Below are 11,829 nucleotides of genomic sequence, written 5' to 3'. Positions count from 1 at the left end.
CAACCAAAATTAGTGTGCCAATGAAGCAGAAGCGTTGCATGATGAACCCCGGCTTCTTGGAGCAAGTCTTGTTAGCTGGATTTAAGTTGGCGGCTAAATTCTAACCATTCATGCGGACGCCCTGTACATAGGCTTCTCATATAATCAGCCTTATGATGAATATAAAATGGATTTTTAATGCTTGCCGTACCGCTTCCCTTTATAGCATCTTTGCTATTTATCATTACCGCCCTATTAATGCGCCCCAAAAGTAACTGGCTAAAGTCTGGAGTATTTTGGTTCAGTATACTTTGTGCAGCGATGACCACTGTCGTCGGATTAAGGTGGACATTTGATATTGCTTTATTACGCTGCGTTCAACCTATTCTCGGTGCGATGTTACCTGTCGCAGCCTGGCTTTGCTTTTCTAAAACTCAGCACGTAAATACTAAATATCTCCACTGGCTTGGTCCTATTATTGTCGCAATTGCTTCCATCAATCCATCACGAGTTTGGTTAGTCGCTATTGATATTGTTTTGATTTGTCTTTATTTAGCCTACGGACTCTTGCTCATAAAAGAATCATTAAAAATACCAACCCATGTCCGCCTCAATCAAATTACCACGGTTTTATTTGCTCAAAGAGCTGCGGGATTTTTGTTACTAATGTCAGCTCTGATTGATGGCATGATCAGTTATGATTTAATTCGTAACAGTGCAGCGCACATCAATCTTATTTTATCCTTTAGCTATCTCGCCCTGATCGCAGGAATCGTCACAACGGTAACTATCGCTAGTCAGCATACCGTGGTTGAGGCAACAAATAACGCGATAACACAGCCCTCACTAACAGAAATAAAATCATCCTCGTTATCAATGAGTAAGCAAGAAGCAACACAGATTTGTGACAAGCTCAGCCACTTACTCACAGAAAAAGAACTGTATAAGGATGTTGATTTAACTCTAGCGCGGCTCTCAAAGCGGCTCGGAGTTCCAGCGAAGCCACTTTCTCAAGCAATCAATCAGGTGTACGGAGAAAATATATCTAGAGTGATCAATTCATTTAGAATAGAGCATGCTAAATCACTGCTCTTAACCAGTAATATGTCGATCACCGAAGTTTATTTAGCGTCAGGGTTTCAAACTAAATCCAATTTCCATCGTGAGTTTTCACGTATCACAGGGCAAACGCCCAGTGGCTACCGAAGTTCATTGTCATAATGACTCTCAAGCCGTTCTTAAACATATCAAGCTTAATCTACGGTCTTTGCCCAAGAAATAAGAAAATATCAGCAAATATGCTTTGATGAAGGGCGCTGCGCGTTATGCCTCTTCCATCTTTACAAATGATACCGTCACCTTGCACTTCTTCTTCAAGTAAATGGATTGCACCAGGCTTGCAAATGGGTAAAAAACTAAAATGCATCGCTTGCTCATACACTTTATAACGCCGTGATAGTAGCGGTATGTGTTCAGCTAAAAAACCTGACTCTTGAGTTTGAGGGAGATCACCAATATCAATGCCAGCCGCCAAAATCAAAACAGGTGTTTTTATTTTATGAAGACTAGAGGAGGAAAAACTGCGCGCCAAACCTAAATCTAAGCTGATTACTTGCTTAATACGCTCATCGTGTAACCTTGCTGACAAAGGTTCATTGGGTTGTGACTCGGCCAATCCTAGCTCTTTTGCCAACCCACAAGTTCTAGGGTTTGGGTACAAAAGACATTGCTGATGAAAAAAAGCGCGATCTACCTGAGCACCAACCAGTTGTAACACGGTCCAGCCACCTAAAGAATGGCCTATCGCAGTCACATTCGTACGATCAATCACGCCGGACCACTGCTCATCAGACAATAAATAATCAAGCAGCCGACTTAAATCCTTCGGTCTTTGCCACCATTGCGCCGCTTGTTGAGGAGATGAATCAAGTGTCGTTGTTCCAGGGTGATCAACCGCTGCAACAACATAACCCTGCTCAACCAACTTCACCGCTAGCCAATGCTGGTTTCGCCAGTTACCTCGATAACCATGAGAAAGCATCACCAAAGGGGCAGAAGCGGTATTTACTGCACCATTTTCTATCACTGGATTACCTTGAAAAACTGGATTATCAGCAATCAAAGTGATTTGATTGGACGGCTTAGCTGGGTACCAGATGGATATAGATAAGGGCCTTTCTAAAGATTGGCTGATAACCTTTTGTTGGAAGCCAATTTCTGTAGCCGCAATACTTGATGGTAACATCAGTACCAGAGTAATAAATGAACAAAACCAACGCATAATCCGCTCCTTTATAAATGATAATCTTCAGAGCTAGATTCTGATATCGCGCTTTCTAATGCGTCCTAAATCCGGTTTTAGGACCTAAAAAATAAACCAAACCTAACCAAAGTTGGCACCAGTCACACAAAAATAAACAAACAAGAAGCTTATTACATCTTGGGCGTGATTTTTATCACTTACAACAGGTAAGCATATCCTTACCATTCAGATAACGAATCAATGTGTCTTATCTGTCTGTATCGTTTAAATCGGTTTTGTTTTGATTTTGAATAGACAGTTACTCTATGGTGTGAATAATGAAAAAAATGCGACTTACTCCGACCGCTTTGCTGCTCAGTAGCGCACTGCTCTTGGGCTGTAATCAGGATATCGATACCATGGCAACACCTGAAAAAACGCTTAAAATTGCTACCTATAATCTCTCTTTTGACCGTAACACCTTTGCAGAACTGGTCACTGAAATGCAGGTCGAACCTGCTCAGCAGCAAGCTTTGGTTGAAGCTTACTTAGCGGGCAAGATTGATCAAAAAGACAAGAAATTAGCGCAAAACGTTATCCAGATCCGCAATGTCGCGGCGGTTATTCAACACAATCGCCCTGATGTATTGATGATGGCGGAATTTAATAATGATGGCACTGGTGAAGATACTTCGGCGCTGATCGGCTTTCAAAACAATTATTTATCTGTCGCGCAAAGCCGACAAGGCGCGGGAGGCGAGCCCGATCTAGAGCCAATTGATTATCCGTTTGCTAAAGCTTACGCCACTAATACCGGGCTATTGAGTGAGTTTGATTTAGATAACAATGGCCAAAAAGGTCTGTTGCCAGGCGATGCTTGGGGATTTGGTTTTTATCACGGCCAATACGCGTTTGCTTTACTGTCTAAGTACCCGATTGATGCGAGCCAAACGCGCACCTTCCAGCACTTTAAATGGAAAGATATGCCCAATGCTGACATTCCTGCCATTACTATTTGTGATGGTTCACAAAATATCCCTCAGGGCATGGTGTGCGGTGACCCTTGGTATAGTGATGCAGAGTGGCAACAGGTACGTTTATCGTCTAAAAACCATGTAGATGCGCCGATTATTATTCCAACGGCCGATGGGGAGCAAGTGATCCATTTACTGATGTCTCATCCGACGCCTCCGGTCTTTGACCCTGGTAAAAATCAGCAACAAAACGCAGCAGAAGTGCAGTTTTGGCACCATTACATACAAAATCAGCCCTATTTTTATGATGATGCTGGTAAGACTGGCGGATTAGCCAACAATGAGAAGTTTGTCATCATGGGCGATTTAAATCTCGACCCGGTCGCCGGTGATGGGCTCAGTGAAATAATGCAAGCACTGCATGCCGATCCGTTACTCAATCAAAAGGTGACTCAAGGGACGCTTTACCCAAGTAGCCTTGGTGCCGCTGAATTTGCTGCGCAGCGATCATTAACTCATCCCCATCCGCAGCGAATCACGTCCACTTTTGGCTTAGGCGTTGATTATGCTCTGCCTTCGGCCAACTTAACGGTTATTGATTCCGGTGTGTATTGGCCAGCGTCTGATCAAGTGGGCTATCGTTTAATGAATGACTCGCGTTTGGGCCGTTATGGAGACGGTAAAGATGTCTCTTCCGACCATCGCCTAATATGGGTTGAAGTGAAGTTATAGGATATCCCAATTGTTTGGGGATAAGAAAAGAGGCTCTATTTAGAGCCTCAATCAAGCGAGTTTAGCCAACCGCAGGAAAATCTAAAATGCTGGTGGCGACTGAGAAATAGATAATAACTCCGACCGCATCGGCAATAGTGGTAACCAGTGGCGCACTGGCCGATGCCGGATCAAACTTAAGTTTACTGAGAATAAATGGCAGTGACATCCCCACCAGCGATCCAACCACCACCACAATTTGCATGGTTAGCGCTACGACTAGAGCAATTTCTGGACCGCCGCGCCATAAACCAAGCAGCGAGACGGCAATCGCCATAGTGATACCCAGTAAACCGGCGATAAACAGTTCTTTAGCCAGCATTTTCGCCCAGTCTTTACCAATCACTTCACCGGTTGCGATAGCTCGAACCATCAAGGTTGCCGACTGCGCCCCGGCGTTACCACTACTACCAATCAATAATGGCAAGAAAAAGACCAGCGCAACGTAGGCTTGAATCGTATCTTCAAAATAGGCGATCCCCGCTCCGGAAAAGAGATTACCGAACACCAGCAAAACTAACCAAAACACGCGCTTACGATACATCAATCCAACGGAAGCATCTTTTAGGTTACCGGAGAAGTCAACCGCGGCAGATTTGTGAATCGAGCGATCGGCCTCTTCTTCTGCAACGTCCATCGCATCATCATAAGTCACAATACCGACCATGCGATTTTGTTGATCCAAGACCGGAAGAGCGAGTAAGTCATATTTACTGATCGCTTGCGCGGCGACATTTTGCGCTTCATCCACCCGCACGAAGATCAGCACTTGAGTCATGATTTTGCCAACCGTTAGACTTGGCTCAGAAATCATCAAATCACGCAGGGAAACCGTACCTTGCAGATGCATTTGTTCATCAACAACGTAAGCTTGATAAATGGTTTCTCGCTCACTGGCAATTTTCCGTAGTTGGTTGATGGCTTCTTCAACGGTTTGATGGGCATCGAGCGTCGCGAAATCCGAGGTCATTAATGCCCCGACGCTCTCCTCTGGATAAGAGACTAAACGCTGAATATCACGCCGATCTTCCGCATCCATTTGTTGTAAAACTTGATGCTGAAACTCGGGCTCTAATTGGGTCAGTAAATCGGCGCGTTCATCATGGGGCATGAGCTCTGTCATTTGTGCGAGCTCTTGCGCATTAAGCTCTTCGGCGAGCTTTTCTTGCCAGCGCAAGGAAAAATACCCAAATAGAGCCGCTTGTTTTTCTAACGAAATCAGCAGTAATAATTGTCCCGCTTCTTTAGCAGTTAAACTTTGATTATCCAGTAATTCGGTGAGGGCTTCTGCGCAGTCAGCCAGTGGGTGCTCTTCAACAAAGCGTTCCATAGCCTCGGCATTTTGACTGATGTGCAGCGCCATGAGGTCTTGAGTCATAATATTGATTGACATCTAAATACTCTTTTCGTTGTCATGTGAGCATGAATCAACGTCATTATTGTTTTATCTTATGACATGCTCTTTGCTCTAGCGACTAAAGATATTGAGAGATAAAATAATAATGGGATGAATAGCATGCAAATGGCTGATTTTAGCACAGTTATAAGACAACTAGAGCGAAGAGAAAGAAAAAATCAGGCTATTCTGACTGCGCGCTAAGAAAATAGACGTCGACAAAATAGCCTGATGAACGTTGTAAATGACAAAGTCGCTTCACTTATCCAGACGACAGCGAGTTAAGCTTCCACAACTTGCCAACTCGCCAGAGAAACGGTCGGCTCTAAACTTAATCGACCAATCACCCGTTCGATGTGTGAATCGGTCCGCTGTGTTGCCATCACCGAAGAGATGACACGTACCTGAGTCTGTTTATCTTGGATTAAGGTTTCACTTTCTAGCTTTTGTAATTGCAAAGCCCCCGAAGAGACGCCTTGCAATAATAAAGCTCGAACATGCGCTTCATCACTCTCTAAACAAACCACTTCCAAACGGTATTGCCACCAGCATTCCGCTTGTTGAACGGACTCGACGGGGCGATGGTTTATAAACCTGACTAACGGGCGTAATAGGGTATTGGTGGCCAAAATAACAATCGTCACCGCAACCGCGCCTGACCACTGATTGGCACCAATCATCACTCCTATCGCGGCAGAGCACCACAAAGTAGCCGCGGTATTTAAGCCGCGAATATTGGCTCCTTCTTTCATTATGACGCCGGCACCGAGAAAACCGATACCTGAGACCACCTGCGCTGCCACGCGTGTTGGACTGGCATCGCCATCAACCATCATCGACATCAGAGTAAAGCTTGCGGCTCCAAGGGACACTAAAGCATTCGTTCTTAGCCCTGCCATACGTTGATGCCATTGACGCTCAAGCCCAACCATGGCACCTAAACCTGCAGCTAACATGAGCGGCAGAATAAAATCAAACATTTCCCACATGGTTTGCTCTCCTTGCTAGGACTATGAAGCCTTGACAAACGTTAGCAATGCCAAAGCTCCCAGCCTATCAACCCACTTAAACCGTTGGTGGGAAATCCAAAATCATGGTTGCTACGGAGAAGTAAATGATGACTCCCACCGCATCAGCAATCGTAGTGATCAATGGCGCACTAGCGGAAGCAGGATCAAACTTCAGTTTGCTAAGAACAAACGGCAGTGACATACCAACAACCGAGCCAACAATCACCACAATTTGCATGGTAATTGCCACGACTAAAGCAATCTCTGGCCCGCCGCGCCATAAACCAAGCATCGACACAGCTGCGGCCATGGTTACGCCGAGTAGCCCCGCTATCATCACCTCTCTACCGAGCATTTTGGCCCAATCTTTACCAATTACTTCTCCGGTAGCCAGTGCCCGCACCATCAAGGTGGCTGACTGAGAGCCCGCATTACCGCCACTGTCGATAAGTAGCGGTAAGAAGAAGACCAACGCCACATAGGCATGGATGGTATCTTCAAAATGGGCAATCCCTGCGCCAGAAAAAAGGTTACCGAACACCAGCAAGACTAACCAAAAGACCCGTTTACGGTACATTAATCCCACTGAGGCTTCTTTTAAATTACCCGTGAAATCGACCGCTGCCGATTTGTGCATATGGCGATCAGCTTCTTCTTCAGCCACATCCATCGCATCATCATAAGTTACAATACCCACTAAGCGATTTTGTCCATCGACAACGGGTAAAGCGAGTAAATCATATTTACTGATCGCTTGTGCCGCGACGTTTTGATCTTCATCGACTCGGACAAAAATCAACACTCGGGTCATGATCTTGCCCACAGTTGAGCTGGGTTCTGAAATCACCAAATCGCGTAGTGACACCGTACCTTGTAAACGCTGCTGCTCATCGACCACATAAGCCTGATAGATGGTTTCGGTTTGCTTAGCAATGCTGCGCAATTTTTGCATCGCTTGTTCAACCGTATAATCAGCAGAGAGCACAGCAAAATCAGAGGTCATCACCGCACCGACACTCTCCTCTGGATAAGCAACCAGCCTTTGAATGTCGGAACGCTCCTCGCTATCCATTTGATCCAACACTTGCTGCTGAAGCTCGGGCTCCAACTGAGTCAATAAATCGGCTCGTTCATCGTGTGGCATCAGCTCAGCTAATTGAGTAAGAAGCTGAGCATCCATTTGCTCAGCCAACTTTTCTTGCCACGTTAAACTAAAATAACCAAACAGAGCCACTTGCTTTTCTAATGGCAGTAAAGCGAGCAGTTGGCATACCTCTTGTTCCGTTAATTGTTGCTCAGTTAATAACTGCGCAAAAGCTTCAGCACAGTCCGCCAAAGGATGTTGGTCGATAAAACGTAGCATCGCGGCTTGATTATGGCTGATGTGCAGTGCCAACAGCTCTTGAGTCATGATAGAAACAGACATCGTGCTCTTCCCTTAGTGCTTCCAAAAACGCATAAAACGCTTCCAGCCAGATGATGTTTCAGCCACACCTTGATCATTAAGTTCAAGTTGGTGACGAATGATCGCGCGGGCAGCGTTTAATTCCAATACTCCCACAACACGGTGGCGGCTATCCAAAATTGGTAGCACGGGCCATTGGCTTTTTCTCAGTTGTAATGCGGCTGGATAAGCTTCGCTTAAGGCAAAAGTATAATGATTAGCCCCTTGTACCAGCGCTGTGACAGGCTGAGTTTTATCAGCACATAATAAACGGCTAATAGACACCAAACCTTGGAACTCAGCGCGATCATTAATCAACGCAATAACATGAACGGAAGAAGAAAACAGCGGGCTCGCTTTGAGCATGGTGATCACTTCTTGCACCTGTAATTGGTCACTAACACAGAAAAAATCACGCTTAGCGTGGCTTAATACTGCGCGTTGCACTGGGGTACGGGCTTTTTTTACATCAGCGATGTAATGCGTACGAAAAACTGTCATCTTTGTCTCTCCTGAGTTGGGCTCAGGACAAAGAAACCTGGTGATCGCAACCACAAATTTTGCCTAAACGAAAAACGCTTAGCGCAACAATGGGTTTGCGAAGCACGACGTGTCGGCTCACAATATGTGAGCATCAGTCATAGGTTACGCACGGGCAAACGTTGCCTTACTGCGCAAAGTATTAACGTATGGAATTAACGATGGAAGGAAAGAGTTCGCTTTGCCAAGGGTAGTTACCGCCTGACAACAGCTAAAGAGAATTTAGCGACAGGCTAGCAAGAAACCGTTGGTATTTTCGAACCATCGAAAAGACCATACTGTGATATTCGACTACTCGACGAGTCCATAGGTTTCTATTGTACCTCGATAAATTAAAAGGGATCGGTTGTTACTCGGCTTAACGCTTAAAGTATAGCGTTAAATTGCATCAACCGGGTTATTTTTCGCGCTAAATATTATTGATCAACCAATTGAAAGTCAATTTAAAATTGAGCGCGAACGGATTTTTTTACCATTTATCTCAAACCAGCAACAACGATTCTCTTGGGAGGAAGGCCGACTAACGCAACGTCTCTTGATTGACACCGAGGTTCTCACCTAGCCACATCACTTGATGTTCACTATGATCATGCCAATCATCACCAGAAACAGGATGAATCAAGACACTCAAAGGGCCACGCGCATTATCCAGCCAATCAATAAAGGATTTTTGCTGTTCAGAAAAATGAATTTCAAACATCGGTTTGCGATGGGGGCCAACCAAACGCGGGACCAAGGGAAAGATGGCACTAATCTGCTCGCGGCATTCAGCAATGATGGTTTGCTGCAAAGCATAAGCGAATGGCTGTTGAGATAAATCAAAATAAACATGAGCGTGATACATCATTCACTCCTTTTCGAAGTAGGACAAGTTCTCACTATTATACGGGGCGTAGCGATGAAACCTAGCCTGAGTTTTTCAGCAACTTGGTTAAGATTTTTGAACGATCAGATTGATTCATCGTTACTCGCCAGTGCATATCACTACAGAGTAAGCAGCCATCGCTAATCGTATCGATTAATCAGCTCGATAAACTTGCCCTTTTAACCATTCAATGAAAATCGCCGTGGTTTCTGTTTGATTATGAACAATAAAGTAATAACCAGCGTTCGCGGCTATTGGCTCAAATGGCGTGACTAATTTGCCCTGTTCTAATTCATTACTCAGTAGAGCCAGCCTTGCCATCGCGATACCAACGCCCGCCTCAGCCGCCGACATGGCCATGTCGGTTCGATTAAAAAAATGGCCTTGATGCGTCGCCAATTCAATGCCCATTTCCGAAGCCCAGTACAACCACTCATAATCTCGCGCCGCTTTTGCCCATGGCATCGCATCATGCAACAAAACGACCTCGCGCCACGCCGATGGGCGACGTTCATGTGTGATTAAATCAGGATGAGCCGCCAGATAAGCTGGGCTCATCACTGGTAATAAATACTCTTCCAATAATAATTCTGCGTTGGCTTTAGAATAAGGAAACGGCCCGTAGTCAATCGCCAGATCAAAATCGCGCCGATCGCTATCTACCAATGCTCCTTCCGCGAAGGTTTGAATTTGAATATCAGGATGATGACGATAAAAGTCTTCCAGCCGCGGCACCAACCATTTAAAAGCAAATGATGGGGTGAGTTTTAAACGTATCTCACGTCGATTGGCTCGTTGGTTAAGATGCTCAATTGTACTGTCAATATCTTGTAAGCTACGTTGAACAACCACTAACAAGGTTTGCCCCGCTTCGGTCAACCGCACCCCTCGCGAGTGCCGTTCAAAAAGACTAAAACCTAATTGCGCTTCAAGCTGCAATAATTGTTGGCTAATCGCGCCCGTCGTAATGTGCAAACTTTTGGCCGCACTACTGAAACTGGTATGATGAGCAACCTGTACAAAGGTATGTAATCCAGCAAGGTAAGTATTCTTTAACATGGCTATGGCTTTTAGAAAAACTAAACACTGATGATAATTTTTATCGATTGTTAACAAAAGGTAAAGCAAAGAAACTACTTACGTTGTTAATTTGGAGGTTGTCATGGAAATTATTGTTTTAGGTAGTGGTGTGATTGGTTTAACCAGTGCTTGGTATTTATCACAAGCAGGACACAGTGTAACGGTTATCGACCGTCAAGCCAGAAGTGCAGAAGAAACCAGTTTTGCTAACGCAGGGCAAGTTTCCTACGGTTATTCTTCGCCTTGGGCCGCTCCTGGTGTACCGCAAAAAGCCATTAAATGGCTACTGGAGAAACACGCCCCTCTGAAAATTAAACCATCACTTGATCCAAAATTACTCAATTGGACAACCCAAATGCTGGCGAACTGCCAGTTATCTCGTTATCAAATCAATAAAGCTCGCATGTTATCGATTGCCAATCATAGCCGAGAGTGTTTGATTGAGTTGAATAAAAACTACGATATTCAATATCAAGGCCGCCAAAAAGGTACCTTGCAAGTGTTTCGGAAACAAAAACAATTGCAAGCAGTTGAAAAGGACATGCAGTTGCTGGAAGAAAGTGGTACTCGTTTCGAACTGCTGGATGTCGCTGGCTGTTTAAAACAAGAGCCAGGATTAACGCCCGTTCAAGATAAACTGGTTGGTGGCCTGTATTTACCCGATGACGAAACTGGTGACTGTTATCTGTTTTGCCAACAATTAACCGAGTTAGCAAAATCAAAAGGGGTACGCTTTGAGTTTAATACTCAAGTGCAAGGCTTACTAAGCGAAGGCAATAAGATCACTGGTGTCAAAACCGATAAGGGATTACTTAAAGCCGATGCTTATGTGGTTGCGATGGGCAGCTACTCTCCGGCGCTACTCAAACCATTTGGCATTGATCTCCCCGTTTATCCAGTAAAAGGATACTCATTAACCGTACCGATCCGTGACGCCGATTTTGCTCCGCAATCTACTGTAATGGATGAAACCTATAAGGTTGCCCTAACCCGCTTTGATGAGCGTATTCGCGTCGCTGGAACGGCTGAATTAGCGGGTTTTGACCCTTCAATTCCCGAAGCGCGTAAAGCCACGATTGAAATGGTGGTGAAGGATCTCTTCCCTCAAGGCGGTTATTTCGAACAAGCGGAATTTTGGACCGGTTTTCGCCCGATGACTCCTGATGGCACACCGATCATCGGTGCAACTAAGCTCGACAATCTTTATACTAACACTGGTCATGGCACATTAGGCTGGACGATGGCTTGTGGCTCAGCAAGTTTGCTGGCTGATATTATCAGCCAACGTCCAAGTAAAATAAAAACCAGTGAACTCAACGTGTCTCGCTACGGTCAGGCAGTATCATAAGACCATTAGCGTCTAATCAATCCGTATTTTCAGCTCCTCTCTGGCTCAACACCCTTATGGTGTATGAGCCATTTTTGTTTAGCGTCTATCACCTCCGCACGAAACATCACTAAAAATTAACATGTTAAGAATATTTATGTGATCAAAGCCACGCAAACACACAAGAAAGAAAAAACCATT

Annotated in this window: 10 protein-coding genes; 3 read left to right on the top strand and 7 right to left on the bottom strand. The window is 44.9% G+C overall.

From position 1 onward, the window contains the following. Window positions 1-177: 177 nt before the first annotated feature. Window positions 178-1,200, top strand: a complete 1,023-nt coding sequence (locus tag FKN88_RS07760) for an AraC family transcriptional regulator (RefSeq protein WP_306687392.1) — start codon at window positions 178-180, stop codon at window positions 1,198-1,200. A gap of 37 nt (window positions 1,201-1,237) precedes the next feature. Here the strand turns inward: FKN88_RS07760 and FKN88_RS07755 are convergent, their stop codons facing one another. Beyond that, entirely contained in the window at window positions 1,238-2,260 is a 1,023-nt protein-coding gene (locus tag FKN88_RS07755) for an alpha/beta fold hydrolase (RefSeq protein WP_158144180.1), read from the bottom strand. Window positions 2,261-2,559: 299 nt separating this feature from the next. On the opposite strand from FKN88_RS07755, the gene FKN88_RS07750 reads away from it, so the two are divergent. Next, on the top strand, window positions 2,560-3,927 hold the full coding sequence (locus FKN88_RS07750; protein WP_306687391.1) for an endonuclease/exonuclease/phosphatase family protein: 1,368 nt from the start codon (window positions 2,560-2,562) through the stop codon (window positions 3,925-3,927). Between the two features lie 61 nt (window positions 3,928-3,988). On the opposite strand, the gene mgtE (FKN88_RS07745) is transcribed toward FKN88_RS07750, so the two are convergent. The 6 genes from mgtE (FKN88_RS07745) to FKN88_RS07720 all read right to left on the bottom strand — a co-directional run bounded on the left by mgtE (FKN88_RS07745) (window position 3,989) and on the right by FKN88_RS07720 (window position 10,280). Next, on the bottom strand, window positions 3,989-5,359 hold the full coding sequence (gene mgtE / locus FKN88_RS07745) for a magnesium transporter (RefSeq protein ID WP_154168936.1): 1,371 nt from the start codon (window positions 5,357-5,359) through the stop codon (window positions 3,989-3,991). A 284-nt stretch (window positions 5,360-5,643) separates the two neighbouring features. Then, entirely contained in the window at window positions 5,644-6,351 is a 708-nt protein-coding gene (locus FKN88_RS07740; RefSeq protein ID WP_158137975.1) for an MgtC/SapB family protein, read from the bottom strand. Window positions 6,352-6,427: 76 nt separating this feature from the next. Further along, window positions 6,428-7,798: a magnesium transporter gene (mgtE, locus tag FKN88_RS07735; RefSeq protein ID WP_158137973.1), complete on the bottom strand. Its 1,371-nt coding sequence runs from the start codon at window positions 7,796-7,798 to the stop codon at window positions 6,428-6,430. A gap of 12 nt (window positions 7,799-7,810) precedes the next feature. Next, window positions 7,811-8,317 (bottom strand): magnesium transporter, encoded by a 507-nt coding sequence (locus tag FKN88_RS07730; RefSeq protein ID WP_306687390.1) that lies wholly within the window; start codon window positions 8,315-8,317, stop codon window positions 7,811-7,813. A 559-nt stretch (window positions 8,318-8,876) separates the two neighbouring features. Beyond that, window positions 8,877-9,200 carry a DOPA 4,5-dioxygenase family protein gene (locus FKN88_RS07725; protein ID WP_158139017.1) on the bottom strand — a complete coding sequence of 108 codons (324 nt, stop codon included), beginning with the start codon at window positions 9,198-9,200 and terminating at the stop codon, window positions 8,877-8,879. A 174-nt stretch (window positions 9,201-9,374) separates the two neighbouring features. Then, window positions 9,375-10,280: a LysR substrate-binding domain-containing protein gene (locus tag FKN88_RS07720; RefSeq protein ID WP_158137971.1), complete on the bottom strand. Its 906-nt coding sequence runs from the start codon at window positions 10,278-10,280 to the stop codon at window positions 9,375-9,377. 103 nt (window positions 10,281-10,383) lie between these two features. Between FKN88_RS07720 and FKN88_RS07715 the strand changes: the two genes are divergently transcribed. Next, the gene (locus FKN88_RS07715; protein ID WP_158144185.1) at window positions 10,384-11,649 is read left to right on the top strand and encodes a D-amino acid dehydrogenase; all 1,266 of its coding nucleotides are present in this window, start codon (window positions 10,384-10,386) and stop codon (window positions 11,647-11,649) included. Window positions 11,650-11,829: the final 180 nt, after the last annotated feature.

It is taken from the genome of Vibrio sp. 2017_1457_13 (genome assembly GCF_030851525.1).
In the GTDB taxonomy this organism is placed as follows: domain Bacteria; phylum Pseudomonadota; class Gammaproteobacteria; order Enterobacterales; family Vibrionaceae; genus Vibrio; species Vibrio metschnikovii.
The sequence above is the reverse complement of the archived record's forward strand: the minus strand, read 5'-3'. Positions and strand labels throughout refer to the sequence as shown.